This is a genomic window from Pseudomonas sp. P5_A2_2, assembly GCF_054177685.1.
Map to the genome: position 1 here is coordinate 1 of NZ_JBGCUL010000064.1, position 12,339 is coordinate 12,339.

General features: G+C 58.6%; 13 protein-coding genes and 2 pseudogenes. 11 read left to right on the plus strand and 4 right to left on the minus strand.

The window, feature by feature from the left end; genetic code table 11:
* From ACXRVY_RS07910 to ACXRVY_RS07925, 4 genes and pseudogenes are all read left to right on the plus strand, one after another.
* Positions 1 to 115: pseudogene (locus ACXRVY_RS07910) on the plus strand (amino acid ABC transporter substrate-binding protein); the annotation flags it as partial.
* A 65-nt stretch (positions 116 to 180) separates the two neighbouring features.
* Entirely contained in the window at positions 181 to 1,362 is a 1,182-nt protein-coding gene (locus ACXRVY_RS07915) for an amino acid ABC transporter permease (RefSeq protein WP_223459871.1), read from the plus strand.
* Between the two features lie 10 nt (positions 1,363 to 1,372).
* The gene (locus ACXRVY_RS07920) at positions 1,373 to 2,470 is read left to right on the plus strand and encodes an amino acid ABC transporter permease (RefSeq protein WP_223459873.1); all 1,098 of its coding nucleotides are present in this window, start codon (positions 1,373 to 1,375) and stop codon (positions 2,468 to 2,470) included.
* Positions 2,471 to 2,498: 28 nt separating this feature from the next.
* Positions 2,499 to 3,263 (plus strand): amino acid ABC transporter ATP-binding protein, encoded by a 765-nt coding sequence (locus ACXRVY_RS07925; protein ID WP_458237216.1) that lies wholly within the window; start codon positions 2,499 to 2,501, stop codon positions 3,261 to 3,263.
* 68 nt (positions 3,264 to 3,331) lie between these two features.
* On the opposite strand, the gene ACXRVY_RS07930 is transcribed toward ACXRVY_RS07925, so the two are convergent.
* The gene (locus ACXRVY_RS07930) at positions 3,332 to 4,957 is read right to left on the minus strand and encodes a S8 family peptidase (protein WP_223459877.1); all 1,626 of its coding nucleotides are present in this window, start codon (positions 4,955 to 4,957) and stop codon (positions 3,332 to 3,334) included.
* Between the two features lie 267 nt (positions 4,958 to 5,224).
* Between ACXRVY_RS07930 and ACXRVY_RS07935 the strand changes: the two genes are divergently transcribed.
* From ACXRVY_RS07935 to ACXRVY_RS07955, 5 genes are all read left to right on the plus strand, one after another.
* Positions 5,225 to 5,884, plus strand: coding sequence for a FadR/GntR family transcriptional regulator (locus ACXRVY_RS07935; RefSeq protein WP_223459879.1), 660 nt, complete (start codon positions 5,225 to 5,227; stop codon positions 5,882 to 5,884).
* Complete coding sequence (locus ACXRVY_RS07940) at positions 5,874 to 7,178, plus strand: CynX/NimT family MFS transporter (protein ID WP_223459881.1); 1,305 nt, start codon at positions 5,874 to 5,876, stop codon at positions 7,176 to 7,178. The genes ACXRVY_RS07935 and ACXRVY_RS07940 overlap by 11 nt, the downstream gene beginning before the upstream one ends.
* Before the next feature lie 111 nt (positions 7,179 to 7,289).
* Positions 7,290 to 7,760, plus strand: coding sequence for a nuclear transport factor 2 family protein (locus ACXRVY_RS07945; RefSeq protein WP_223459883.1), 471 nt, complete (start codon positions 7,290 to 7,292; stop codon positions 7,758 to 7,760).
* Positions 7,761 to 7,800: 40 nt separating this feature from the next.
* Positions 7,801 to 8,112 (plus strand): GIY-YIG nuclease family protein, encoded by a 312-nt coding sequence (locus ACXRVY_RS07950; protein ID WP_223459885.1) that lies wholly within the window; start codon positions 7,801 to 7,803, stop codon positions 8,110 to 8,112.
* Between the two features lie 88 nt (positions 8,113 to 8,200).
* Positions 8,201 to 9,136, plus strand: a complete 936-nt coding sequence (locus ACXRVY_RS07955; RefSeq protein ID WP_223459887.1) for a glutathione S-transferase family protein — start codon at positions 8,201 to 8,203, stop codon at positions 9,134 to 9,136.
* 113 nt (positions 9,137 to 9,249) lie between these two features.
* Here the strand turns inward: ACXRVY_RS07955 and ACXRVY_RS07960 are convergent, their stop codons facing one another.
* Complete coding sequence (locus ACXRVY_RS07960) at positions 9,250 to 9,600, minus strand: glutaredoxin family protein (protein ID WP_223459889.1); 351 nt, start codon at positions 9,598 to 9,600, stop codon at positions 9,250 to 9,252.
* Complete coding sequence (gene yejK / locus ACXRVY_RS07965) at positions 9,600 to 10,604, minus strand: nucleoid-associated protein YejK (RefSeq protein WP_008018580.1); 1,005 nt, start codon at positions 10,602 to 10,604, stop codon at positions 9,600 to 9,602. The genes ACXRVY_RS07960 and yejK overlap by 1 nt, the downstream gene beginning before the upstream one ends.
* 396 nt (positions 10,605 to 11,000) lie before the next feature.
* On the opposite strand from yejK, the gene ACXRVY_RS07970 reads away from it, so the two are divergent.
* Together ACXRVY_RS07970 and ACXRVY_RS07975 are read left to right on the plus strand one after the other, a co-directional pair.
* Positions 11,001 to 11,282, plus strand: coding sequence for an HU family DNA-binding protein (locus ACXRVY_RS07970; RefSeq protein ID WP_007905514.1), 282 nt, complete (start codon positions 11,001 to 11,003; stop codon positions 11,280 to 11,282).
* Positions 11,283 to 11,495: 213 nt separating this feature from the next.
* Positions 11,496 to 11,945: a DUF3757 domain-containing protein gene (locus tag ACXRVY_RS07975; RefSeq protein ID WP_223459891.1), complete on the plus strand. Its 450-nt coding sequence runs from the start codon at positions 11,496 to 11,498 to the stop codon at positions 11,943 to 11,945.
* A 128-nt stretch (positions 11,946 to 12,073) separates the two neighbouring features.
* Here ACXRVY_RS07975 and ACXRVY_RS07980 read toward each other — a convergent pair.
* Positions 12,074 to 12,339 (minus strand): annotated as a pseudogene (locus ACXRVY_RS07980) (RlmF-related methyltransferase); the annotation flags it as partial.

Here is a 12,339-nt window from a genome sequence, read left to right on the forward strand (position 1 = left end):
CTACGGCGAAGTGTTCGAGAAAAACCTCGGCAAGGGCACTCCGCTGGAAATCGACCGCGGGCTGAACGCTCTGTGGAACGCTGGCGGCATTCAATACGCACCACCAGTGCGCTGATGGTTCTATCACCCGGTGGGCCAACCGCCGGGTGATGTTCTGTTCCATTATTTGCGGGGCACTTCATGCAAAATTCAATCGGCGCACCAAAGCAGAGGCTCAGCCTCAGCGATCCTAAAGTGCGTGCGTGGCTATTCCAGATCATCACCATTGTGGCGGTGGTCTCGATGGGCTGGTATCTGTTCGATAACACCCAGACCAACCTGCAACACCGGGGCATTACCTCCGGTTTTGACTTTCTGGAGCGCAGTGCCGGTTTCGGCATCGCTCAACACCTGATCGACTACACCGAATCGGACACCTATGCCCGAGTGTTTGTCATCGGCCTGCTCAACACGCTGCTGGTGACCTTCATCGGCGTGATCCTGGCGACGATCCTCGGGTTCATCGTCGGCGTGTCACGGCTGTCGAAGAACTGGATCATCAGCAAGGTAGCGACGGTGTATGTGGAAGTCTTCCGCAACATTCCGCCGCTGCTGCAGATCCTGTTCTGGTATTTCGCGGTGTTCCTGACCATGCCGGGGCCGCGCAACAGCCATAACTTCGGCGACACCTTCTTTGTCAGCGCCCGCGGCTTGAACATGCCGGCCGCTCTGATGGCGGATGGTTTCTGGCCGTTCGTAGTCAGCGTCGTGGTGGCCATCGTCGCCATCGTGCTGATGAGCCGCTGGGCCACCAAGCGCTTCGAAGAAACCGGTGTGCCGTTCCACAAGTTCTGGGTCGGCCTTGCGCTGTTCCTGGTGATCCCGGCGCTGTGCGCCCTGATCTTCGGCGCGCCGCTGCACTGGGAAATGCCGAAGCTGCAAGGCTTCAACTTCGTTGGTGGCTGGGTGCTGATCCCGGAACTGCTGGCGCTGACCYTGGCCCTGACCGTGTACACCGCGGCGTTCATCGCCGAGATCGTGCGCTCGGGCATCAAGTCGGTCAGCCATGGCCAGACCGAGGCGGCGCATTCGCTTGGGCTGCGCAACGGCCCGACCCTGCGCAAGGTGATCATCCCGCAAGCCCTGCGCGTGATCATTCCACCGCTGACCAGCCAATACCTGAACCTGGCGAAGAACTCTTCGCTGGCGGCCGGTATCGGTTATCCAGAGATGGTGTCGCTGTTCGCCGGGACCGTGCTCAACCAGACCGGGCAGGCGATCGAGGTGATTGCGATCACCATGAGCGTGTACCTGGCGATCAGTATCAGCATTTCCCTGCTGATGAACTGGTACAACAAGCGCATTGCGCTGATCGAGCGGTAAGGAAAAGCGCATGAGCACTCATACTTTCAAACCTGACATGCCGCCACCGAGCAAAGTCTTCGGGCCGGTGGCGTGGATGCGCGCGAACATGTTCTCCAGCTGGCTCAACACTCTGCTGACCCTGTTTGCGTTCTACCTGATCTACCTGGTGGTGCCGCCGATTCTGCACTGGGCCATCCTCGACGCCAACTGGGTGGGCTCCACCCGCGCCGACTGCACCAAGGATGGCGCCTGCTGGGTGTTCATCCAACAGCGTTTCGGCCAGTTCATGTACGGCTACTACCCGCCGGAAATGCGCTGGCGCGTGGACCTGACGGTGTGGCTGGCGATTGTCGGCGTGGCGCCATTGTTCATCTCGCGCTTTCACCATAAAGCGGTGTACGGGCTGGGCTTCCTGGTGCTGTACCCGATCTTTGCCTACTTCCTGCTGAATGGCGGTATCTTCGGCCTGACCAGCGTGGCGACCAGCCAGTGGGGCGGCCTGATGCTGACCCTGGTGATCGCCACCGTCGGCATCGCCGGCGCGCTGCCACTGGGGATTGTCCTGGCTCTGGGCCGTCGTTCGAACATGCCGGCGATTCGCGTGGTCTGCGTGACCTTCATCGAGTTCTGGCGCGGCGTGCCGTTGATCACGGTGCTGTTCATGTCCTCGGTGATGCTGCCGCTGTTCCTGCCCGAAGGCATGAACTTCGACAAGCTGTTGCGGGCGCTGATCGGCGTGATCCTGTTCCAGTCGGCCTACGTGGCCGAGGTGGTGCGCGGCGGTCTGCAAGCGATTCCCAAGGGGCAGTACGAAGCGGCTGCGGCGATGGGGCTGGGCTACTGGCGCAGCATGGGCCTGGTGATTCTGCCGCAAGCCCTGAAGCTGGTGATCCCCGGCATCGTCAACACCTTCATTGCGCTGTTCAAGGACACTAGCCTGGTGATCATCATCGGCCTGTTCGACCTGCTCAACAGCGTCAAGCAAGCCGCCGCCGATCCGAAATGGCTGGGCATGGCCACCGAAGGCTATGTGTTCGCCGCCCTGGTGTTCTGGATTTTCTGTTTTGGTATGTCGCGCTATTCCATGCATCTGGAACGCAAGCTCGACACAGGCCACAAGCGCTAAGTCGCTACCTAATTTAGGAAGTTCTCCAATGAGCGAAGCAATCAAAAAGCCTGTGAGCCCTGAAGGCATTATTCAGATGCAGGGCGTGAACAAGTGGTACGGCCAGTTCCACGTGCTCAAAGACATCAATCTCAACGTCAAGCAGGGCGAGCGTATCGTGSTGTGCGGGCCGTCGGGTTCGGGCAAGTCCACCACCATCCGCTGCCTCAACCGACTGGAAGAGCACCAGCAGGGCCGCATCGTGGTCGATGGCGTGGAACTGACCAACGACCTCAAGCAGATCGAAGCGATCCGTCGTGAAGTCGGCATGGTGTTCCAGCACTTCAACCTGTTCCCGCACCTGACCATTTTGCAGAACTGCACCCTGGCGCCGATGTGGGTGCGCAAGATGCCCAAGCGCAAGGCCGAGGAAATCGCCATGCACTACCTGGAACGCGTACGCATTCCGGAGCAGGCGCATAAATTCCCGGGGCAACTGTCCGGCGGTCAGCAGCAGCGTGTGGCGATCGCCCGTGCGCTGTGCATGAAACCGAAAATCATGCTGTTCGACGAACCGACTTCGGCCCTCGACCCGGAGATGGTGAAAGAGGTACTGGACACCATGATCGGCCTGGCCGAAGACGGCATGACCATGCTCTGCGTGACCCACGAAATGGGCTTCGCCCGCACCGTGGCCAACCGCGTGATCTTCATGGACAAGGGCGAAATCGTCGAACAGGCTGCACCGAACGACTTCTTCGACAAGCCGCAGAATGAACGCACCAAGCTGTTCCTGAGCCAGATCCTGCATTGATTGGTCAGTGACTGTCTCAAAGAGCCCCGCCGATTGATCGGCGGGGCTTTTTTTTTTACGTGTTTGGGTCAGTCTGCGGTTTTGCCGCGTTCCAGTGCCAATTGCACTGCCCGGAGGGCATTGAGGCGACCATGGCCGTAGTAATGACTGTGGCCGTTTTGATCGTATTGACCGAGGGGACCGTCGTCGGCGTGGCTGATTTTGTCACAGCAATCGGCGAGGAGCTGTCGAACCCGCCCGCGGTCCAGTGCCGGGTTGACCCCCAGTACCAGAGCTGCCACGCCCGCGGCTCCAGGACAGGCACTGGAAGTGCCGCTGAACAAATCGGTGTAGGCAGCATTGATCGGGTCGACAAACCGGCCGCTCAGATCCGTGGTTCGAATGCCTCGAGTCTGGGGGGTTGAGGTGGCGGGTTTAAACTTTGGATCCGGGTGTGGCTGGTCCCCGCTGGGGAAGCAACACCACAGTGCTTTGCCGTAGTCACTGTAGGCACTGCGACGATTTTGATCATTGCAGGCACCCACGGCAATAACCATGGGATGGCTGGCATAGCCATCGTTGTCCACGCTTTCGTTGCCGTTGCCGGCACCAAAAAAAATGACGCAGCCTTTCCCCTGGCGGCCCTTGGTCGCTGCGTACTCTATGGCCAGGCGGGTGCTCGCGGCCAGCGCAAACTCCTGAGAGTGCCTGGCGTCGGTAGGGTCAGCCCAATGTCCTTCCGGCGGCCCCCAACTGCAGGAAATGATATCGGCCCCTTGGTCCGCGGCCCAGAAAAACGCATCTGCTTCGGCCCGGGCGCCTAGTGGCTTGGTCAGTTTCAACGGCATGAGACTGGCTCGAGGGGCCACGCCGCTGGCGCCGGCTTCACCATTGGCGCATGCAACACCGGCTGCTGCCGTACCGTGGCGCTCAAGGGGGTTTTTCGGCCGAGGGCCTTGACGGGCGTTATGGCGGTCAAAGTTTCTCGCTCCGATGATTTTGCCGGTACTGGCGAACTCGGGGTGATCGATATCAAAGGCATCGTCGATGATCGCGATCACGATGCCTTCACCTTGGGCCAAGGCATGGGCTGCCTCGACATTGGCGCTGGCATCGACCTGAACTTGATAGGTGACGGTGGTTTTTTTCAGGTGCCATTGGTTGTCATGGATGGCCCGGCGTTGCCCCGGACGCAGTATTTCCGGGTGGCAGTAGTCGACGTCCTGACGATCGAGCAATTGAAGTGTAAATGAGCAGACTTCAGTGCCGTGACAATGTGCGTGATATACGAAAAAGGCGTTGGCCGCGTAGGGAACCTGCTGTTTGATGGTCAAACCCAATTCGTCGAGGATAACCAGGCACTCTGTCGCAGTGAGTCGATCGACGAACTTCAGGAAAATGTTTTCGGTGTAGAAAACAGGTTCCCGGGTATGAGGATCGACCAGGGCGCTGCCGGCGAAGCGTACGTCTGGCAACTCGCGCAGCAATGCCTTGCATTGGGCTACATCTGAATTGTCCGGCAGTTTGAATAGCTGAACGTCGGCGTCCTCGATGTGCAGTACCAACTCACTGTTGGCCAATGCCTGTCGAGCTTTTTTGCAGCGTAACGTCTCATCAAGCTTGCTCCCGGCCTGACTGCGTACAACGAGCAGTTGCCGATCCTTTTCCAGTAAAAAACGACGGCTGTGCTTCTTGCCGAAAATGACTTCTTCCATTGGCTGCTCCCATTCCCTTTGGATATTCGAGCGTAAGTGCCCGCATTCAAAGTCCGAAAGTCTGATGGTCTGTCTCAATTTCGGATGTCAGCTCTTTCGTGTGGCCTGGGTGGGAAATCACTTTCAGTCGTCAGGAATTTCATCTTTTGCCTTAAGGAGACTTCAGGCCTCAGGGTGAGACGCGATAGAGGATGGCTTGCCTGATTGGATGAAGCTGACTACCATGTCAGAAAATTCATCCTATGATTGGATGAGAGGGCGAATTCCATGTCAGAAATCTCTCCATTAGTAAAACGATCCCTGGTCGATCAGGCTTTGGATCAATTGCGCCTGCGCATCAACCAAGGCGTTTGGGTCGTGGGTCAGCGGTTGCCCACCGAGCCTGAGTTGTCCGCCGAGCTGGGCATCAGCCGTAACACCGTGCGCGAAGCCATGCGCGTGTTGGCGTTTTCCGGGTTGATCGAAATCCGTCAGGGCGACGGCAGTTACCTGCGCGCGGTGATCGATCCGCTCGATACCTTGAAGGCGCTGTCCCGTTGCTCCCTTGAACAGGCCCGGGAAACCCGGCACATCCTCGAAGTCGAGGCCATTGGCCTGGCGGCAGTGCGCCGTACCGATGAGGACCTGGTGGCATTGCGCGAGGCCCTGGGTGTCAGCGGCAGCCACTATCACGGCGATCTCGATACCTATATCGCCTGCGACCTGGTGTTCCACCGCCGTCTGGTGGACGCCGCGCACAACCCGACCCTCAGCGAGTTGTACCGCTATTTCTCCAGCATCGTCGGCGCGCAGTTGCGCCAGACCCTGAGCATCGTCCCGCGCCGCCAGGAAGTGTTCGACCTGCACATCGAATTGCTCGATGCCGTCGAACAACGCGACCCGGAACGGGCCAAAGCCCTGTCGAGGCAGTTGATCAATGAACCTTGAAACCGAGAAGTCCATGCACCGCAGTGAGTTATCCACAACCCTGAAACGCTCGGCAGAGCTGGAAGAGCTGCTGATCGACGCCGAGGCGGATGACGAACAGGTCCAGCAAACCCACCCGGTTTTGCGCCGGCCATGGCTGTTGCTGATGGGCCTGATACTGGTGGCGCTGAACCTGCGCCCGGCGCTGTCGAGCATGGCGCCGATGCTCAGTGAGGTCTCGAAGTCCCTTGGTTTGTCGGCGTCCGCGGCAGGATTGCTGACCACGTTGCCGGTGCTTTGCCTGGGCCTGTTTGCGCCGCTGGCGCCGGTGCTGGCGCGACGATTTGGTGCGGAGCGGGTGGTGCTGGGCATTCTTTTGACCCTGGCGGGCGGGATCATCCTGCGCAGTTCGTTCGGTGAAATCGGCCTGTTTGCCGGTAGCGTACTGGCCGGCGCCAGCATCGGCGTGATCGGCGTGTTGCTGCCGGGCATCGTCAAGCGCGATTTTCCGAAACAGGCCGGAACCATGACCGGCGTCTACACCATGGCCCTGTGTCTGGGCGCGGCGATGGCGGCGGGTGCGACGGTGCCGCTGAGCGAGCATTTCGACAAAAGCTGGGCGCTGGGTCTCGGCTTCTGGGTCATTCCGGCATTTGCGGCGGCACTGTTCTGGCTGCCGCAAGTCGGCCAGAAACACGGAGCGCACAACGTCGCCTATCGCGTTCGAGGCTTGCTGCGCGATCCGCTGGCCTGGCAGGTGACCCTGTACATGGGCCTGCAATCGTCCCTGGCCTACATCGTGTTCGGCTGGTTGCCGTCGATTCTGATCGGGCGCGGCCTGACTCCGACCCAGGCCGGGCTGGTGCTCTCGGGTTCGGTGATCGTTCAACTGGTCAGTTCCCTCGCCGCGCCATGGCTGGCAACGCGCGGCAAGGATCAGCGCCTGGCAATCGTGATCGTGATGGCCCTGACCCTCGGTGGTCTGTTTGGTTGCCTGTATGCACCGATCGAAGGCTTGTGGGGCTGGGCGATCGTACTCGGGTTGGGGCAGGGCGCCACGTTCAGCCTGGCGTTGACCCTGATTGTGCTGCGCTCGCGGGACTCCCATGTGGCGGCGAACCTGTCGAGCATGGCCCAGGGCTTCGGTTACACCCTGGCGTCCATGGGGCCGTTCGCGGTCGGTATCGTGCATGACTGGACCGGCGGYTGGACGGCAGTGGGCTGGATCTTCGGTGTCATCGGCCTTGGTGCGATTCTCGCCGGTCTGGGGGCCGGACGTGCGTTGTACGTGCAGGTCGAAAGCGAAAAGGTCTGATCCCCGCACACTGTCGGTATTCGTCTTGCGAATGCCGATAGTGTTCGACCCATTTGCAGACTATCGTGCTGGCAATCTTTCGATACCCATTGCACAACAGGAAGTCTGCCCATGAGTGAAGTCCACAGCGCCTTGATCACCCGGTTCTACCAAGCCTTCCAGCGTCTCGATGGCGAAGCGATGGCTGCCTGCTACACCGATGACGTGGTGTTCAGTGACCCGGCGTTCGGCGAGCTTCGTGGTCGTGATGCTGGCGATATGTGGTGCATGCTCACCAGCCGCGCCAAGGATTTCTCCCTGACCTTCGATCATGTCCGTGCCGATGAACGTACCGGTAGCGCCCATTGGGTCGCGACCTATCTGTTCAGTCAGACCGGCAATGCCGTGGTCAATGACATCCAGGCACGCTTTGTCTTTCGCGATGGCAAGATCTGCGAGCATCACGACAGTTTCGACCTGTGGACATGGTCGCGTCAGGCCCTGGGTTTCAAAGGCTTGCTGCTGGGCTGGACGCCACTTGTCCGCAACGCCGTTCGCTCACAGGCCCTGAAGGGGCTGAAGGCATTCCAGGCCAGTCGCTGATAAGATCGCGGCTTGTTTCCTTTCAAGCCCTGAACGTTACGTGACCACCCTCAGCGAAAGCCCCGTCGCCGCCGACACCCCCGCGAGCAAAACCTGGTTCGTCTACCTCGTTCGTGCTGCGAACGGTTCGCTCTATTGTGGGATCAGCGATGATCCCGTGCGTCGTTTCGCCAAGCATCAAAGCGGCAAGGGCGCGCGATTCTTTCTTTCCAGCCCGGCCATGGCCCTGGTCTACACCGAACGCTGTCGCGACAAAAGCGATGCGTTGCGTCAGGAACGGCTGATCAAGCAGCTCAAGAAGAGCGCAAAGGAATGCCTGGTGGCGAGCGCCGCCTCTGGCTTATCACCCTGAATGATCAGTTCCCATCAGGCAGATCTGTAGGCTGCCAGCTGATTGCGCGCTAAGCTGCGGATTCCTGATCCTTGCGGCGGAGCCGAGCATGTCCGAGTTGATTCTGCATCATTACCCGACGTCCCCCTTTGCCGAGAAGGCTCGCCTGCTGCTGGGCTTCAAGGGCTTGTCCTGGCGTTCGGTGAAGATCTCGCCAGTGATGCCCAAACCGGATCTCACGGCGTTGACCGGTGGCTATCGCAAGACGCCGGTGTTGCAGGTCGGTGCCGATATTTATTGCGACACGGCATTGATCGCCCGGCGACTGGAACAGGAAAAAGCCTTGCCAGCGTTCTTCCCGGAAGGTCAGGAAATGATCGCCGCATCGTTTGCTGCCTGGGCCGATTCGGTGGTGTTCCAGCATGCGGTCAGCCTGGTGTTCCAGCCGGAATCGATAGCGGTGCGCTTTGGCAATTTGTCGCCGGAAGCGATCAAGGCGTTTCTGGCCGACCGCGCCGGTTTGTTCAGTGGTGGTAGTGCGACAAAACTGTCCGCCGAGCAGGCCAGACACCAGTGGCCGACGATCATGTCTCGCCTGGAGCAACAGTTGCAGCGCGAAGAAGGCGATTACCTGTTTGGCGAACCGTCGATTGCCGACTTCGCTTTGGCTCATTCGCTGTGGTTTCTCAAGGCGACGCCGGTCACGGCGCCCCTGGTCGATGCTTATCCGGCGGTTGTCGCCTGGCATGCGAGGGTTTTGGGCTTCGGTCATGGTGCGTCCAGCGAGATGAGCTCCGAGGAGGCTCTGGCAGTGGCGCGCGCGTCCACGCCAGCGGCATTGCCGGATGAGCAGTTTGTCGATCCCAATGGATTCAAGGCGGGGCAACAGGTAGTGATCGCGGCCACGGACTATGGCGTTGATCCGGTCGTGGGAGAGCTGCTGTTTGCCGGTAGCGAAGAATTGATCGTGCGACGCAAGGACGAGCGTGGCGGTGTGGTGCATGTGCACTTTCCGCGGTTTGGTTTCCGGATCGAAGCCTGCTGAAAGAAACTTGTGGGAGCGAGCTTGCTCGCGATGGCGGACTGACATTCAACAAGATTGTTGGATGTGTTGGCCTCATCGTCGGAACGCCGCCCGGACCAAGCTCGCTCCCACAGTTATTTCAACGCAGCCAAAATCGCATCCGGGTCATACCCGCGAATCAGGGTTCCGTTTACATCGATGATCGGAATCCCGCCGCCACCCAAGGCTGCATAGTCCTTGCGAGCGTCGGCATCCTTTTCGATATCGAATTCCTTGTACGGAATGCCTTTCTGATCGAGAAAGCGCCGGGTCAGCTTGCAGTAACCACACCACTCGGTGGCGTAGAGCACGACGTTGGCCTGGGCCTCCGTCTGCGCAGGCACCACCTGCGAAGGATTGAACACTCGCTCGATCTTGCCCCAGTTCTGATAAGCCACGACCACCAGCAGGATCAGCAGGAATTTTTTCAGTACGCCGCCGAGCATCAGTTGCGACGCTTCAACTGATCGGTGAGCGAAGTGGGCAGGCCCTTGATGATCAACGTGCCGGCTTCTTCGTCGTACTCGATCTTCGAGCCCAGCAGGTGCGCTTCGAAACTGATCGACAGGCCTTCGGCGCGGCCAGTGAACCGGCGGAACTGGTTCAGGGTGCGTTTATCGGCCGGGATTTCCGGCGACAGACCGTAATCCTTGTTGCGGATGTGATCGTAGAAGGCCTTCGGGCGTTCTTCGTCGATCAGCCCTGACAATTCTTCCAGACCCATCGGTTCGCCGAGTTTCGCCTGGCTGCTGGCGTAATCCACCAGGGTCTTGGTCTTCTCGCGGGCGTCGTCTTCCGGCAGGTCTTCGCTTTCGACGAAATCGCTGAAGGCTTTGAGCAGGGTGCGGGTTTCACCCGGACCGTCGACGCCTTCCTGACAGCCGATGAAGTCGCGGAAATACTCCGAAACCTTTTTGCCGTTCTTGCCTTTTATGAACGAAATGTACTGCTTGGATTGTTTGTTGTTCTGCCACTCGGAAACGTTGATCCGCGCGGCCAGGTGCAACTGGCCAAGGTCCAGGTGACGGGACGGGGTCACGTCCAGCTCGTCGGTCACGGCCACGCCTTCACTGTGGTGCAGCAGGGCGATGGCCAGGTAGTCGGTCATGCCTTGTTGGTAGTGCGCGAACAGCACGTGGCCGCCGACCGACAGGTTCGACTCTTCCATCAGCTTTTGCAGATGCTCGACTGCCACACGGCTGAATGCAGTGAAATCCTGGCCGCCCTCGAGGTACTCCTTCAGCCAGCCGCTGAACGGGAACGCGCCGGATTCCGGATGGAACAGGCCCCAGGCTTTACCCTGTTTGGCGTTATAGCTTTCGTTGAGGTCGGCGAGCATGTTCTCGATGGCCGCGGACTCAGCCAGCTCAGAGTCACGGGCGTGGAGAACTGCGGGTGTGCCGTCGGGTTTTTTGTCGATCAGGTGGACGATGCAATGACGGATCGGCATGGGCTTCTCGGCTGAATGAAGAGAGGAGGGCGTGCTCCCCCGAAAAAGCGCCCAGTGTACCGCAACCACTGGTTTTGGCGCGGTGCGAAGGGCAATTGACGGGCGACCGACGGCGCTTATGCGTTTTTTTCCTGTTTTAGCGCAATAAAGCTGACCAAATGGGTAGCTAGAGGCGGATATTTCCACGTCTGTGTGCTAGCTTTGCCCGGTCTTGCGCGAAGTCACTGCGTTAAGCGTGCAGTCAGCATTTGTCAGGTCGAACCAAACCCTGATTTCGGTATCTATAACCCCGATCCCGAGGTTATTTGGCCGAGGGTGCCAGATCCAGAAGATCGGGCTCGATGGCTGACATTGCACTCTGCAATCCATATGAATTTGATAGGGAAGGAACACTAAATGGCTCTTACTAAAGACCAACTGATCGCCGACATCGCTGAAGCTATCGACGCGCCGAAAACCACCGCGCGTAACGCTCTGGACCAACTGGGCCAAATCGTTGCCGATCAGCTGGAAAACGGCGGCGAAATCACTCTTCCAGGCATCGGCAAACTGAAAGTGACTGAACGCCCTGCCCGTACTGGCCGTAACCCTTCGACTGGCGCTGCCATCGAAATCGCTGCCAAGAAAGTGATCAAGCTGGTTGTGGCCAAAGGCCTGACCGACGCTGTCAACAAGTAAGACTTGTTAAAAAAACCGTGCGCCGGAGCGATCCGGGCACGGTTTTTTTGTGTCTGTCGCAACGATCATTTTTTCCACGTATATATAGAGAACTTTCCTACGCCACTGATAGTTGAGTGTATGCCTTGAGTCGGTAGTATCGAACAGGTGTGGCGCTCGGCTTTGCGTAAAAGCTAAAAACTAAATTCCAGTTGTTAGTTACAGGAAGGTTCTATGAAATTTAAACAGCTAGTGATGTGTATATCTATTCTTTCGTCCGGTCATGCCTGGGCAAATGTCACGGAGTACTGCCCAAACCCTTCCGACATCAAGGAGGAGGCTCCAGGTGTTTATATAGCCTCTATCGTCAGCGGCGATGGTGAGTGGTACGGCGTGTCCCAAAAGGGCCGTGGGCCGGTGGGTGAGTTCGACGTAGCAGTATTCAAATCTCACACGGATGTCGAGGGTAGCACTGTCATTGGCGAAATCCTGCGCTGTGGTTACCTGTTGCAAAAGGGTGATGCGGTGGATATGAGATTTCAGGGCAAAGAAAAAGAAAAAGAAACTTTGGTAAGTATTGATATCAAGGATCCGTGGACGCAGTGGTATTCCCAGTACTATTGCGAGAGCAAGGAACCGCGTGCGTGTAAATTCAACGAGCTAATTCGCCCGGCGAAACGCTGATGCGAAACTTATTAGTAAAAGTTGCTGAACTGGTTGTTGATCAAGGTCTGGTCGAAGTTGTTCACAAGTAGACTTGTTAAAAGCCGTGCACTGGAACAATCCGGGCACGGTTTTTTTGTCCGCTACAACTACTCCGCTGAAGCCTTGGTCCATCGCGCCTGGCGCCAGGCCTGTTGCTGCGCGTTGGTCTGGAAGGTCCAGGAGACGAAGCGGCTCTGCTTTTGTCCCTGGCCCATATCGAACACCTGGCTGTCCAGCGCGCCGGCACTTTTCAAGGCGGTCTGGATCGCCGGCAGGTTCGACGCCTTTGACACCAGAGTGCTGAACCACAGTACTTGTTGTGCCACCTGCACGCTCTAGCTGACCAGTTGCGTGACGAAACGCACCTCTCCGC

Bases quoted from the DNA above. Each gene is read 5' to 3' on its own strand.
- ACXRVY_RS07920 (WP_223459873.1), top strand. From the start codon at position 1,373: ATGAGCACTCATACTTTCAAACCTGACATGCCGCCACCGAGCAAAGTC.
- ACXRVY_RS07930 (WP_223459877.1), bottom strand. From the start codon at position 4,957: ATGGAAGAAGTCATTTTCGGCAAGAAGCACAGCCGTCGTTTTTTACTG.
- ACXRVY_RS07935 (WP_223459879.1), top strand. From the start codon at position 5,225: ATGTCAGAAATCTCTCCATTAGTAAAACGATCCCTGGTCGATCAGGCT.
- ACXRVY_RS07945 (WP_223459883.1), top strand. From the start codon at position 7,290: ATGAGTGAAGTCCACAGCGCCTTGATCACCCGGTTCTACCAAGCCTTC.
- ACXRVY_RS07955 (WP_223459887.1), top strand. From the start codon at position 8,201: ATGTCCGAGTTGATTCTGCATCATTACCCGACGTCCCCCTTTGCCGAG.
- ACXRVY_RS07960 (WP_223459889.1), bottom strand. From the start codon at position 9,600: ATGCTCGGCGGCGTACTGAAAAAATTCCTGCTGATCCTGCTGGTGGTC.
- yejK (WP_008018580.1), bottom strand. From the start codon at position 10,604: ATGCCGATCCGTCATTGCATCGTCCACCTGATCGACAAAAAACCCGAC.
- ACXRVY_RS07970 (WP_007905514.1), top strand. From the start codon at position 11,001: ATGGCTCTTACTAAAGACCAACTGATCGCCGACATCGCTGAAGCTATC.
- ACXRVY_RS07975 (WP_223459891.1), top strand. From the start codon at position 11,496: ATGAAATTTAAACAGCTAGTGATGTGTATATCTATTCTTTCGTCCGGT.